Raw genomic sequence first — 16,502 nt, forward strand, 5'->3', positions numbered from 1 at the left:
CCTATGGGTAAAATTACTCCCCGGTTTTTATTAATAATTCTTATTTACGGCTTGTTCATTCACGCTGTAAATCCGCTATTTTCTAATATTTCCTATGGGCCTGAAAAACCAGTTTTAAAAGATAAAAATTCTGAAAATTTCTTTTTTGTTGGTTTCTATTTAAATGCAGCCCCCACTATTACCGCTCCTGGTGATAAAACAGTCAACAATAATTCTGGACAATGCTACGCTTCAAATTTCGTTTTAGGTTCTGCCCAAACGAGTGGTGAAGGGAACGTAACGAACGATGCTCCAAACCAATTTCCTGTAGGGAATACTACCATAACCTGGACCATAACCAACGACGAAGGAACTGATAGTGACACCCAGGTAATTACTGTTATTGATAATGAAAATCCAAATGTCATTGCTCCTGGAGATGTCACCAAAAATACTGACAACAATGAGTGTACAGCCTCTAATGTAAGCCTGGGAACACCACATACAAACGACAACTGCGGAATAAAAAATACTACAAATGATGCACCTTCGGTTTTTCCTATTGGGGAAACTACCGTAACCTGGACAGTAACCGATAATTCCGATAATACTGCAACCGCCACACAAACAGTAACTGTAGTTGATAATCAAAATCCTACAATTTCTGCCCCTGCCAATGTGAGCGTAAATACTGACAACAATGAGTGTACAGCCTCTAATGTAAACCTGGGGGCACCAAATATAAACGACAACTGCGGAATAAAAAATACTACTAATGATGCGCCTTCGGTTTTTCCTATTGGGGAAACTACCGTAACCTGGACAATAACCGATAATTCCGATAATACTGCAACCGCCACACAAATAGTAACGGTAGTTGATAATCAAAATCCTACAATTTCTGCCCCTGCGAATGTCACCCAAAATACTGACAACAATGAGTGTACGGCGTCCAATGTAAACCTGGGAGCACCAAATATAAACGACAACTGCGGAATAAAAAATACTACTAATGATGCGCCTTCGGTTTTTCCTATTGGGGAAACTACCGTAACCTGGACGGTAATCGACAATTCCGATAATACTGCAACCGCCACACAAACAGTAACTGTAGTTGATAATCAAGCGCCAATTAAACCATCATTACCAGATATCAGTTGGACATGCGGTACAGAAATTACAGATTTCCCAACAACTACCGATAATTGCGACACAGACATTACTGGAACCACTGGTGATCCTCTTGAATTTGATTCTTATGGAGAATATATTATAACCTGGACTTTTACTGATTCAGCAGAGAATTTTGTAACTGCGGAACAATTAATTTCTATCCCTGAACCTACTGTGGAAATTCCGGAAATTGATGGCAACGAATATTGTAATACAGAAGAAGTTCCCGGCGTAATTTTTACCGGAAATGACTTAGCAAATAAAAAATACGAATGGTTCTACGACACCGATATTAATGCAAATATTGGCCTGGCTTCAAGCGGAAGTGGCAATATTCCTGAATTTACAGCAATTAATAATACTAGTAGTCCTATTGAAGTAAAATTCACTGTAATTCCATTTGGGGGAAATTGTGAAGGAGAAGAAAATTATTTTTTTATTACAATTAACCCTACTCCCTCTGTTACTACACCCAACGATATTGAAATTTGTGAGGGCGAGACAGTTAATTCTATCGATCTTTCCGGTTTTTCGGTAACGGGCAGTACCGTGGAATGGACTAACGATAATCCAAATATAGGTCTTGGTGCTTCGGGCACCGGGAATATTAGCGCATTTACAGCAAATAATAATACCAACGAGCTGCAAATAGCGACTATTTCAATAGTACCATCGGCCAATAACTGTGTTGGCGAAATACAAACTTTTACTATAGAAGTTAAACCAAAACCTGAATTAGAAACGCCTGTAATCCCTGAACTATGTAACGCTGCGCCCACTGAGGCAATAGCTTTATTGGGTAATGTTACAGGGATTACTTATGATATTTCAGGAGGTTCTACTATAGGACTTTCTAACCGAACCAACGTTACAGAGATACCTGTTTTTACCCCGGTAAATAATTCAGATATTCCAGTAAATACTACTATCACCATTACTCCAAAGGCTAACGGCTGCATTGGAGAGCCGGTTGAAATTGCTGTAACTGTAAAACCTAGTCCGGTGGTAGATGCCTCATTTACTAATCAAATTTGTTCAGGAGAAATAACAGATATTTCATTGGCGAGCTCGGTAGCCAACACAGGTTTTACCTGGACGGTTGATGCCCCTGCAGGAATTGAAGGCGCAATAAGCGGAAGTTTAGCAGGAGAAGGAATAATAGAACATGAACTTGTTAACACTACTTCTCAAGCTCAAACAGTAACATACCGCATTACTCCTGAGGCAGCCGAATGTACAGGATCGACAATTCCGGTTGTAATTACGGTAAACCCAACGCCGGAGTTTGAAATAAACCTACCTGAGTGTGTATCAGCAGTTGACCTTACAGATACTGCACTTAAAAGCAATAACTCCTTAAATTATACCTACTGGGAAGATGCGGAAGCTACCATAGCAATAAGTAATCCCACTGAAGTTAGTTTGGGAACTTATTACATTCAAGGTGAGAGTAATGCAGGTTGTAAATTAATTAAAGAAATTCTGGTTGATAAAATTAAGCCACAGATTACTAATTTGGAAGAAGCACCCACTGAAATTTGCAGTGGAGAAGCTTTCAATTTTTTACCGGAAAGTAATCTAGAAGAAACTACAATTAGCTGGTCCAGGGCAGCCGTGGGAGAAAATGCTGCCACAAATTCATCTGATAAAAACAACATTAACCCGAATGAATCTCTTGTAAATAACTCAGGAAACCCTATTACAGCTACCTATATATTCACTCTAGAAAAGAATGGCTGTATAAATGATATCTCAGTTGAGGTTGAAATTTCTCCAGCCCCCCAATTAATCGAAACAGCAATAGCTGATATCTGTAATGGTAGTAGTATTGATTACAATCCTCAAAGTTCGCTGGCAAACTCAACCATTACCTGGAGAAGAAATGCATTTGAAGGAAACCCGAGTTCCTCGGGATCAGGAAACATAGATGAAGTTCTTTACAACGATACCGGACTGGAAATTGGAGTAACATATTTTATAACAATTACTTCAGCTAAGGGATGTACAACTGAAGAGAGTATAAGTTTTTCTCTTTTATCAGGACCTAAAGTTACAGCTAGTACTTCTAAGAATAATATTTGTGCAGGAGAGACCGTGGATCTCAGTTCTACTTTTGAAGGAGAACAATCAGTTGAACCTATCCTTTTCGATGAAAAATTTAACGGTTCGGCTAATAACTGGACTACGTATAATTATTCTACTGGAAATAATGCAAACCTAGCACGGTGGAGATTGAGACCCAATAATTATACGCCAAATTATGATGATAATATTCGCTCCAATGATGGAACTCAATTCTTTCTTAGCAATAGTGATATTCAAGGTCGATACACATATACCGAAACCGTTCTACAGTATAATAAAAGTATTAATACAGTTGGGTATAGTAATCTAGAACTATCATTTTGGCACTATTACAGATACTATAATAGTGTAGGTGAAATAGAAGTATCTACTGATAATAATAATTGGGAGAGAGTGTATGCTACTCCGGCCTCTACCACAAAAGGTCCTGTCTCCTTCGACTTAAATGGATGGACAGGAAAAGAAAATTTATATATACGCTTTAAATATAGAGCTGGTTGGGGATACTGGTGGGCTATAGATAATGTTAAACTTACCGGGGAAGGGACTACTGTTCCTAAAGTCACCTGGACCTCTTCTGCTAACCCGGAATGGACTTCAAATACCCCTAATCCTACAAATATATCCGTCTCAGAAACAACCATATTTACTGCTACCTATACGGATCCAGAGATAGAATGCCCCGGGGTTGGCACAGTTGAGGTTCAGGTAAAAGACCCCTTACAACCTGAAATTATTGCAAATTATTGTTCTTTAGATCAAACAAACCAGGTTTTATTATCTGCCGATGCCGTTTATGATTCCTATAGGTGGGTAGCCGCTGGGCAAACTATCTCTACAGAGGCCTCTTTACAGGTAAGTCTGGCCCAAACCTACACTTTATACGTCACTAAGAATGGTTGTGAAGCTTCTGCTTCTATCACTCCTAATGAAAACCTAGTTATAAATGGTGATTTTGAACAGGGAAATACCAATGATTTTACTACACAGTATAATTTTGTAACCGATGACCCGGGAAGGAATAATGAAATGGTTCCAGAAGGAACCTATGCCATAGATGAAAATGCTAATGACTATCATTATAACTTTTTTGGTCGTGGCCACGGCGGGCGTGGTAATTTTATGATTGTAAACGGAGATCAATCCATAGGAAACGTAGTATGGGAATCTAACCCTCTCGAAATAATTCCTGATACTGACTATTATTTTAGCGCCTGGACCACGAATGTGAATCCTGCCAGTCCAGCTCGTTTAAGAATTCAGGTACTGGTTAATGGTAGTGTAGAAGTTGAAAGCACATTGGGTGACCTCACAAATGAACCTGTAGGAAATTGGATTAATTTTTATAACCCTGAATTATGGAATTCGGGTAATAATACAGAGGCAACTGTAAGAATTATTAATGAGAATCCCACTGCAGGAGGAAACGACTTCGGGATAGATGATATTTCATTTTCAGCCTTTAGATCTTTTGATTTCGAATTTATCCCTGATAATAATGGCCCCATTTGCGAAAATGAAACTATAGAATTGGCAGCAAACCTGGATGGCGGTAGGTTTCCTATAACATTTAACTGGACGGGACCAAACGGATTCACTAGATCAAAAACTATAAATGAAGAAAGTGAGCGTGTAGCGGCAGATACAATTCAGATCCCGAACGCTACAGCTGAAATGGCAGGGGAATATTCTTTACAAATCACCGATTTCTATGGCTGTAATTTAGAGTCTAAAACTACTACGGTAGAAGTAGTTGAAAAAGCCGTGGTTTTTGCCGGAGAGGATATGGAAATTTGCTCCAACGAACCGATTATAGATCTTTCATCTGCTTCAATAACGCATCCAAGTATAAATTCAGGCTTCTGGAGCACGGCAGCGGGAGATAATTCAAGGTTTACCGATCCTAATTTAATCAGCACTACTTACACCCCTAATGAAGAAGAAATTGCTTCGGGCGAAATAGAATTAATATTAACTTCTAATGAAGACACCGGGGCGGTTTGTGAAACTGTAAGTGACACTATAAATATTATTTTCAATATTAGTCCGGAATTGGAACTCATTTCGCAAGATGTAAGTTGTTTTGAAGGAGATAATGGTGAAATAGAAATCAGTATTATTGAAAATACCGGCACAGCGCCATTCACTTTCCTCTGGAGTGATGGGCAAACGGGAAGAATTGCAGAAAACCTGGTAGCTGGAGATTATTATGCCGATGTAACCGATGCTAAAGGATGTACTGTGAGAACAGACACGATTACAATCCAGCAACCTGAAGAATTGATAGTAGGGGCTCCGATTGAATTGGAAGAAGCATCCTGTTTTGATGATTTTGGCGCTGTAGTTTCCATACCTGTAAGCGGAGGACTTTTTGCTGAGGAAACGATTGATCCTGAAAATATTCCTTACATACTTGACATACTAGATGCTGAAGGAAATCAAATTAATTTAGGGCAGGAACAGATAAATTATGATATAGCGACAGAACGCTTTATAATTTCAGGACTGCAAGGCGGAAAAGGATATACATTTCTGGTAAGTTCCAGCGAGAATTGCGCTGCTGAAGTTAAAACCTTCACAACCCTTACTCCTCCTGAAATAAACGCAGGGGAAGTTCCTGAGATTTCGGAATGTGGAATAAAAACACTTTGGCTAGCTGCTTCTCCTATAGATCCTGAAATAGGCGAGGGCTCCTGGTCTTATAATAATGGAGAGACTGCATTACTTGGAGATCCTAATAATCCGAATACCAGTTTTACGGGCCAGCCGGGACAAACCTATACGCTTACCTGGAGTGTTTCTTCTAATGCAAATGAAAGCTGTAGCGTGAGTGAAGAAATTGAGATCACCTTCCCTCCTTCTTGTAGTCAGTTAAATTTTGATGGAATTGATGATTTTGTAGATTTAGGAGACCACTATAATATTAATTCGAGTTTTTCTATTGAAGCCTGGGTAAAACCACATTCAATTTCAGGCACAAAAACTATTTTGTCTAAAAGGTCTGCAGACAATATGAATGCCGGCTATGATCTTTTTCTTAATAATGGTTCCCCAACATTTCGTGTTAATAATAAGAGTGTAGTTTCAGTAAAAAAAATAAATACAAATCGTTGGTATCATATTGCAGCGGTTTATAATAAGGGTTCAGCTCTTAAATTGTATGTTGATGGAATTGAAATTCAAACAAATACTACAAATATTCCTCAATCAATAGGAGCAACCGAAACCCCTGCGCTTATTGGTGCTGCTTTTACCCCAGATGAAACTATAGAAAGTAAAGATCATTTTGAAGGTTATATTGAAGAAGTTCGATTTTGGAATACAGCAATTCCCATTGAACAAATAAGATTCTTTATGAATCAACGTCTTGAAAAAGATGGTACAAACGTGAGTGGTACTGTACTCGGAAATAATTTAAACTTACCCAACGCCCCGGAAAATGTTCTATGGACCAGTTTAGTAGGTTATTATCAGCTTCTTGCACAGAATGATCTTATTAGCGATGGGTTTACAGATAACCTTGGTAGTTTAGGTGAATCAGCCCATGGTTTACTGAAAAACATACAGGAGATGCAGGAAAACACTGCACCCCTTCCGTATGAATCAAATAACAGCGGTGCCTGGCACAACAATAGCACTTGGGATGCTTCTGCTAATAAATTCTGGACTTTCCCAAATGACATGGGAATTGATCAAATAACCGAAATAAACTGGAACATTGCGATCCAGAATAATAATATACATTCTAATAATAAGGATATTAAATTATTAAGTCTGATTTCTAAAAATGGCACCCAGTTAATTATGAAAGGTGAGAATAATATGGGCCAAAGCCAAACCGGGTTCGGAACCGGTAATGCTTTAACTATTACCCATTATCTGGAGCTAAACGGTTATATTGACCTTAATGGCGAATCTCAATTAATACAAACAGAAGGCAGTGAAATTAGTGGTTCCGGCGGCCTGGAACGAGATCAACAAGGTACCGCAAGTAGCTATAATTATAATTACTGGAGTTCTCCTGTTTTACCAAATTCAAATAGCCAGAATTACAAAGTTAACCAGGTGATGAAAGACGGTTCTACCGTGGGCACAAAAGACTTCCAAAATATCAATTTTAAATGGGCGCATACACATGCCGATGGTGAAAAAGCAAATCCTATTAAAATTAGTGATTACTGGATTAATGCCTTTAGAGCCCGAAAAGCCAATGAGTATAGCCAATGGGAACAAATTGGAAGCTATACTGCTTTAAAACCCGGTGAAGGCTATACTATGAAAGGTACCACGGGAGATGCAAGAATAATTGATATGCAAAATTATACTTTTACCGGTTTTCCGAATAATGGAACTATTGAAGTTAGCGAAATTCAGCAGGGACAAAATTATCTAATAGGGAATCCTTATCCCTCTGCGATTAGTGTGGAAGAATTTATATTGGATAATATTAAAGATAGCGGAGGGCGTAATGAAAAAAATCTTCTAAATGGAGCCGTTTATTTCTGGGATCATTTTGGAGGCCACACCCATTACCTGTCACAGTACGTGGGCGGCTATGCTGTAAGAAATTTAATAGATGGAGTTTCGGCTATTTCCAACGATTCCAGGATTAATGCTTCCGGCGCCCAAAGCACCAAAAAGGCCGGGCCGTATATTCCGGTAGGCCAGGGATTTTTTGTAAACACTACCCTGGATACCCAGGCCGAAGATATTGATGACTTTGGGTCGGGAAATATTGTTTTTAAAAATAGCCAACGTGCTTTTGTAATGGAGCGAGGGCAAAGTTCTTCTTTCTTTCTAAAACCACTCGACAATACTAAAACCAATAAAAATAAGGAGGAAAAAATTGTAGATAGCCGTTATAAAATAAGACTAAAGTTTCATTCTCCTACCGGCTATCACCGGGAAATTTTGGTGGGCGCAGATGCCAGAACCAGCCAGGGCTTCGATCTCGGTTTTGATGCCCCTTTAATAGATAAAGGCAAAGAAGATATGTATTGGGTAGTTGGGGAAGGCAATTATGTAATCCAGGGTGTACCTCATTTCAACCTCGATCAAAGGTTACCTTTGGGTATTAAAATTGCTGAAGAAAAAGAATTCAGTATAGAAATTAGTGAATTACCTAACCTTCCAGATATTATAGAAATCTATTTGCGAAACAATAGTGACAGTACCTATCACGATTTACGAAAAGAAGCTTTTAGAGCTACTTTACCTGCAGGAGAATATAAAGATTTATATGAAATTGTTTTCCAGGATTTAACCAGCACTCGAAAAGATAAAGAACCCGGGGAAGGACCTGTAGATTTTTATTATTCCATGGAGAACAGGGAATTTGTAATTAACAACCCTGAAATTCATAAAATTGAGCATATAAACATTTACAATATTGCAGGCCAATTGGTAGATCAGCATTTTGGAATACCAGACATTAAAGAAATTCATATTCCGCAGAAAAAATCCTTAAGCACCGCCGTTTATATCGTAAAAATCTTTACTAATGCAGGAGATTATGCCAAAAAAGTAATTATTAGAAAAGACTAAATTTCTTCTTAGAATATTCCTGAAGTACTTTTTTCGCATAGAGTAATCCTAAATTACTTATCGGTTTTTAGGCGCTATTTTTTATCCTAAATCTGATCTAGTTAAACATTTTCCACTTAAAAGAACCAAAGTTAAGCTCTCAAGACTTTTCCCTCTGAGAGCTTTTATTTTTTATTAAGGTAATAGCCGATCTACTTACTACTAAAATCAAGTTTCAGAAATTAATTAATAGCTATAGACTAAAAAAACAATTATTTTTATTGAAGGATTTTTCCTACATTTAAATATTATTTATTCTTACAAATGGTCTTTTACCTGATATTAAAGGTTTTATATCTGTAATTTTGCCTTAAAATCCTGTTAAAATAGATTTATTATATGTAATTTTACCCCCTGTAATAATACAGTCGCCTATGGGTAAAATTACTCCCCGGTTTTTTTTTATAGCACTTATTTCTGGTTGGTTCCTACTCTCCGGAAATACACTATTGGCTAATATTACTTATGGGCCCGAAAAGCCTGTTTTAAAAGAAAAACAACAAAAGAATTTATTTTTCGTTGGCTTTTTATTAGAGCTTGCTCCCTCTATTACTTTAACCGAAAATACTCCCGCAACTTGTAGCGATGCCCAGGACGGCACATTAAATATTGATGTTTCTGGTGGCGTATCTCCCTATTCGTATTCCTGGAGTGGACCGAATAATTTTTCGAGTTCAGAAAAAGATATCTCTGGTCTCGAACCTGGAAATTACACTGTAACGGTAACCGATAGTAATGATGATACGGCTAATGCCAGTTTTACCGTCGAATTCGAAGACACGGAAGCTCCTACCGTTAATTTGAGAAACATTGAAGTTGTATTAGATTCGAACGGTTCTGTTTCAATTCAGGCGAGTGATATTGATAATGGTTCTTCAGATAACTGCGGAATTGATCAAATCTCCATAAGTAAAACAAATTTTAGCTGTACTGATGTTGGAAATAATAGTGTTACGCTAAGCGTAACTGATATAAACGGAAATACCGCCACAAAAGACGCTACCGTTACAGTAAAGGACAATATTGCTCCGAATGTTATCACGCAGAATATCACCGTTCAACTTGATGAAAATGGCGCTGCAAGTATCACCCCAGATCAAATAGATAATGGCTCTACTGATGCCTGCGGAATTGAATCAACTTCACTGGATATTTCGACATTTGATTGTACCGATATCGGCACGAATACCGTTACTCTTTCGGTAACCGATAACAATGATAATACGGCAACAAAAAATGCCACCGTTACCGTTGAAGATAATATTGCTCCTCAGGTAATCACACAAAATATCACCGTTCAACTGGATGAAAACGGCACCGCAAGTATCACCCCAGATCAAATTGACAATGGTTCTACTGATGCCTGCGGAATAGAATCAACTTCACTGGATATTTTCACTTTTGATTGTACGGATATCGGGGCAAATCCCGTTACGCTTTCGATAACCGATATTCATAATAATACTGCAACAAAAAATGCCACCGTTACCGTTGAAGATAATATTACGCCTGAGGTAATTACGCAAAATATCACCGTTCAACTGGATGAAAACGGCACTGCAAGTATCACCCCAGATCAAATAGATAATGGTTCTACTGATGCCTGCGGTATTCAATCAACTTCACTGGATATTTCCACATTTGATTGTACCGATATCGGCTCAAATACCGTTACTCTTTTGGTAACCGATATTCATAATAATACGGCAACAAAAAATACCACCGTTACTGTTGAAGATAAAATTGCCCCTCAGGTAATCACACAAAATATCACCGTTCAACTGGATGAAAACGGCACTGCAAGTATCACCGCAGATCAAATAGACAATGGTTCTACTGATGCCTGCGGTATTCAATCAACTTCACTGGATATTTCCACTTTTGATTGTACTGATATCGGTGAGAATACTGTCACTCTTTCTGTAACCGATATTCATACTAATACGGCTTCAATTACAGCTATAGTAACTGTAGAGGATAAGATAAAACCAGTTTTACCCACCTTGAATGACATTACCTGGGGTTGTGAATATACTGTGGAAACTCCTGTTGCAATTGATAATTGTGGAGGTGATATTACCGCTGAAGCCAACAGATCTACCACTTTTACTGGATCCGGTTCAATTATATGGACTTTTACTGATGCTTCAGGAAATGAAGCGAGTATAGAACAGAATATTACTATTAATCAGATAGAACTAAATGTTCAGGTTGATGATATTTTATGTAACGGCTTTGCATCGGGCGAAGCACATGCTATTGTCACCGGTGGAGTTGGAGAAATCAGTTATGATTGGGAAGAGTTAGGAAATGGAGCTGTAAAAGATGGATTAAGCCCGGGTACCTATTCGGTTACAGCTACAGATGTAAATGGATGTGCTGCAACTAAAGACTTTACCATTACTGAGCCAAATAGTTTTATTGAAATAACCAGTATCAGTATCAACAAAGGATGTTTTGAAGAAAATAACGCTTCAATTACTATTGAAGCTCAGGGAGGAACCGGGCAATTAACTTACAACTGGAGTAATGGACAAACTGGAGCTACGGTTAGTAATGTAAACAATACAGCTTCTTCCAATAATCTTACTCTAACAATTACCGATGAAAATGGATGTTCTATTGAAGAAACCATTACAGTCTACCCGCCAGAAGAATTAGTAATTACAAATATTGTTGATACTGAAACTAATACTTTTGGTTCTGCTACCGGAACTGCTACTGCAATTATTGAAGGTGGAACAGCCAATTTCGAATTTCTATGGTCTGATGGGCAAACAGGGCAAACGGCAAGTAACCTGGCTGCCGGAACGTATAGCGTGGTAGTTACTGATGCCAATGGATGTACCGATGAAGAAACGATTACCATAATAGACCCGTTGGAAGCGAGTATGATTCCAACTTCCAAATGTTTAAGTGATGAAGGCGGATTAAGAACTTCAACTTTTCAACTCGATTCTGTTCAGGGAGGAATTGCACCTTATACCTATAAATGGGATTTTGGAGGTGAAACTGCAGAATTTAGTGATACCAACAATCAAACCGAAGGTCCCGGAGTACACATAGTTAATTATTTAGAAAGTGGAGTCTATCCCGTTTCTCTTACAGTTACAGATTCAGTTGGGAATGAATACACTGAAATATTTAACCATTACGTAGGTGAATGTTTTGAACCATGCGGACAAACTGGAAATTTAGATTTCGAATTAGATACATTTTATATCGGGAAAGAGGACGGCAGCCCACTTACGGGTGCCGAATGTACAAGTTACAGTGGAAAGCGCTATATATATCTTCGTATAGAAAAAAATGCTAATGCATATAATCCCTCAATTGAATTTATTTATTCCATATCACAAAGCGGAGAATTTATTTCTGAAGAAAGAATTACTGGTTGTATAGATATAGGGAATGATAAAATACCATCCCTTTTCAGAATTGGAGAAATAGAAAATTGGTCTTGTGGAAATGCTATTACCCTGGAAAGTTTTTATATGGATTGGACCAATAATGCTAATAAAAAATGTGGAGATGTTCGCCAAAGAATGTGCGTATCAACTAACGAAAACGATGAAATTCACTTTCCTTTATCGGCAAGAATAGAAAAAATTAAGAACTTTTGCTATGGAGATGAAAAAGGATCAATAGAAATCATACCTACGGGCGGTGTTGGTACCTACCATTACGAATTACAAAATACGCTAACCGGCGAAATTTATGGTCCTAAAGACACCCGAATTTTCCAAAATCTACCGGCTGGGACTTACAAAGCAATGGTTCATGACGATAATGAAACTTATACTGTAAACAATATTACCATTACCCAACCCGAAAATGCACTTTTACTAGAAGAAATAGACCAGACACCCTTAGTATGTTTTGGAGGGAGTAATGCTACTGCGACGGTAGAAGCTTCTGGCGGAACCGCGCCATACACTATAGTTTGGGACCATATTAGTCAAACTTCAACAGAAACAACAGGTACCGCTAACAATCTTTCTGCTGGCACTTATGCAGTAAACGTGGTTGATGCCAATGGTTGTGAATTTAGCACAGAAGTAACTATTGCACAACCTGAGGAATTAATTGCCAATGCAGGAGAAGACAAAACTTTAGAATGTGGTGTAAATCAGGTAAAATTAGGGGCTGTTTTTGAAGGCTACACTAATCCCAGAACACAAGAAGAAGAATTTGGAACCTGGCGAATTATTAATGGCCCCACGGGAGCGGTAATTTCAGATGTGAACAATCCAGAAAGTCTTTTTACCATTACAACAACTGGAACCTATACCCTGGAATGGACTATCCCCTGTGGAAATACAGATAGAGTTAAAATAATTTTTAGTAATTGCAGCACTATAGATTTTGACGGAGTTGATGATTATATAGATTTTGGAAATAATCTAAATCTTACCTCAGGATTTACCTTAGAAGCCTGGGTAAAACAAGATCAAAACGCTACCACTTCAATAAAAACTATACTCTCTAAAAGGGATAATGCTAATCTTAGTACGGGAGGATATGATTTAATTATTGAAAATAACACCCCTAAATTTAGATGGGATAATGAAGTTATTTCATCAACTCATCCAATTGATTCAGACCGCTGGTATCACATTGCGGTAATTCAGGGTGGAAATGATGCTGGAATATATATTGATGGTATTAAAACTGGCGAAAGTGCTCCCGGCATACCCAGTAGTATTGATAATAGGTTTCTAATTGGGGCTATGCACGATAGTACATTAGAACCACTTCCCACGCACTTTTTCCACGGTTGGATTGAAGAAGTAAGGGTTTGGAATACTTCATTGGAATTAGATCAGCTCAAATTCATGATGAACCAGAGAATAAAGAACAACACAAATGTTAGAGGAGAAGTTATACCTTTAGATGTTCCAAATAATTTAAAATGGGAAAACATAACAGGCTATTATAGACTAATAACCTCTGAAGCAACAAAGGGGATTACAAAAAACAAAATACCAAATGGTATTGACGGCCGATTAAAAAACATTCAAAGTACACAGCAGAATACGGCGCCCCTGCCATATATTGCAACCGGTGGTGACTGGTGGAACATCAATTCGTGGAAACAACCACAGGTATGGGATACTCCAAACAGCGCCGGTGTAAATGGTGAGCGAATTAACTGGAATATCGCCAGGTTAGACGGCAAGACCTTAACCAATGCCCCAACTACCGATAATTCAAATAGTATAACTTTATTAGGGCTTTTAGATGATGGAGGTTCATTAATTATGGAAGGCACCAACCATACGTCGGGCAACGAATTATATATTAGTCGTTATCTCGAACTAAACGGGCATATAGACCTTAATGGCGAATCGCAATTAGTACAACCCGAAAACAGCCAGATTAGTGGTTCCGGAAACCTGGAGCGCGATCAACAAGGTACTGCAAGTAGTTTTAATTATAATTACTGGAGTTCCCCGGTAATTTCAGATCCTACAAATACCACTTATAAAGTAAACCGGGTTATGAAAGATGGTTCTACCCTGGGAACTAATAAATTTCAGAATATCAACTTTAAATGGCCCCATACTCACGCTGATGGACCAAAAGCCAATCCTATTAAAGTAAGTGATTACTGGATTAATGCTTTTAGAGCCAGGGCAGCCAATGAATATAGCCAGTGGGAACAAATTGGAAGCTATACTGCCTTAAAACCAGGTGAAGGCTACACCATGAAGGGAACCGAAAATATAGATATTGCTGAAGGAAAACTTCAAAATTATACTTTTAATGGTTTTCCGAATAATGGAATAATAGAAGTTAGCGAAATTAGATCGGGACAAAATTACCTGCTGGGTAATCCTTATCCGTCTGCCATTAGCGTTGAAGAATTTATCCTGGATAATATTAGGGATGGTGAAGGCCGTAACGATAAAAATCTTTTAAACGGAGCCGTTTATTTCTGGGATCATTTTGCCGGCAAAACCCATTACCTTGCACAGTATGTTGGAGGTTACGCGGTGCGAAATTTAATAGATGGAGTTTCAGCCATTTCAAATGACTCCAGGATAAATGCTTCGGGTGATGAAAGCAACAAACGTCCTGGCGCGTATATCCCTGTAGCGCAAGGATTTTTTGTGAATACTACGCAAGATGCACAAGCAGGAGGTTTTAGCAGTTTTGATACCGGAAATATCATCTTTAAAAACAGTCAACGTTATTACAAGACAGAACAGAGCCAAGAAATTTCATTTTTTCTACAAGCTCGTGACAATTCAAAATCTAAGCAGGAGTCAAAAGAAAAAAGGGAAGATGGACGATATAAAATAAGATTGTTATTTCGTTCTCCTACCGGTTATCATCGGGAACTTCTTGTTGGCGCAGATGCCAGAACCAGCCAGGGCTTCGATATTGGTTTTGATGCCCCTCTAATTGATAATGGTCCTGAAGATATGTACTGGATGGTAGGTGAAGGTAAATATGTTATACAAGGTGTACCACATTTTAATTTAGACCAGGTACTGCCTTTAGGTTTTAAAATATTGGAAGAAAATGAATTCAGTATAGAAATTGGAGAGCTTGAAAACCTACCGGAAATCACCGAAATTTATTTACGCGATAATAGCGATAGCACTTATCACGATTTAAGAAAAGAAGCTTTTAAAGCTACCCTACCTGCAGGAGAATACCAGGATTTATATGAAATTGTTTTTCAGGATGTAACCTCAACCAGGGAAGATAAAGAACCCGGCGAAGGGCCTATTGACTACTTCTATTCAATGGATGAAAGAGAATTTGTGATTAGAAACCCCGAACTTCATGAAATTGAACATATCAATATATACAATATCACAGGTCAATTAGTAGATCAACACTTTGGAATACCAGATATTAAAGAGATCCATATTCCGCAGAAAAAATCTTTAAGCTCGGGAGTTTATATTGTAAAGGTTTACACAAGTGCAGGCGATTACGCTAAAAAGGTGATTATTAGAAAAGACTAAGGTTTATACTTTAAAGGAAGGTAAACCACTTTTTTAGTTTCGTAAAATTCCTCCCCAAAATAATCACGTAGTTCATAAATTCTTGCTTTTGGGTAATCGCGAAGCTCCACTGTGAGATCTCCACCTTTAAGATAAAGAATTCCGTTTTTAAGTTCGTGCTTGCTTTTCTTTGCTATTTTTCCTTTAGTCCAATGCACAAAAGTAGGCATTGCGGCTACTGCCCTACTTACTATAAAATCGTAGGTACCAGAAATTTCTTCTACCCTGGCATTAGTAGTTTTCACATTGGTAAGTTGTAAGCCTTCTACAACTTCGTTTACTACTTTCATCTTTTTTCCTATAGAATCTACTAAATGGAAATTGGTTTCCGGAAATAAAATAGCCAATGGAATTCCGGGAAATCCACCGCCTGTGCCAACATCTAAGATATTTGCTTCAGGTTTGAATTGCTGAATTTTTGCAATTCCCAGGGAGTGTAAAACATGCCTTAGATAAATTTCATCTATATCCTTACGCGAGACCACGTTTATCTTAAGATTCCAGTCTTTGTATAGCGACTCCAATTGCGCAAATTTTGCATATTGATCGTCGGTTAAATCGGGGAAGTATTTTTTTATTAAATCCAAAGTTTTCACAATTTCCGCAAAAATACATAATTTGGTGCTGAAATTGCAGCCTATATTAATACGGTATAGATTATAG

Annotated in this window: 3 protein-coding genes; 2 read left to right on the forward strand and 1 reads right to left on the reverse strand. The window is 38.0% G+C overall.

The window, feature by feature from the left end:
- The first annotated feature begins 3 nt into the window (after positions 1–3).
- Positions 4–8,781: a LamG-like jellyroll fold domain-containing protein gene (locus J0871_RS00145; protein WP_208222680.1), complete on the forward strand. Its 8,778-nt coding sequence runs from the start codon at positions 4–6 to the stop codon at positions 8,779–8,781.
- A gap of 413 nt (positions 8,782–9,194) precedes the next feature.
- Positions 9,195–15,800 carry a LamG-like jellyroll fold domain-containing protein gene (locus J0871_RS00150; RefSeq protein WP_208222681.1) on the forward strand — a complete coding sequence of 2,202 codons (6,606 nt, stop codon included), beginning with the start codon at positions 9,195–9,197 and terminating at the stop codon, positions 15,798–15,800.
- Here J0871_RS00150 and rsmG read toward each other — a convergent pair.
- The gene (gene rsmG / locus J0871_RS00155) at positions 15,797–16,426 is read right to left on the reverse strand and encodes a 16S rRNA (guanine(527)-N(7))-methyltransferase RsmG (protein ID WP_208222682.1); all 630 of its coding nucleotides are present in this window, start codon (positions 16,424–16,426) and stop codon (positions 15,797–15,799) included. The two genes, J0871_RS00150 and rsmG, sit on opposite strands and share 4 nt — an antisense overlap.
- Between the last annotated feature and the right edge of the window lie 76 nt (positions 16,427–16,502).

The organism is Salegentibacter sp. BDJ18, assembly GCF_017579965.1.
In the GTDB taxonomy this organism is placed as follows: Bacteria; Bacteroidota; Bacteroidia; order Flavobacteriales; family Flavobacteriaceae; genus Salegentibacter.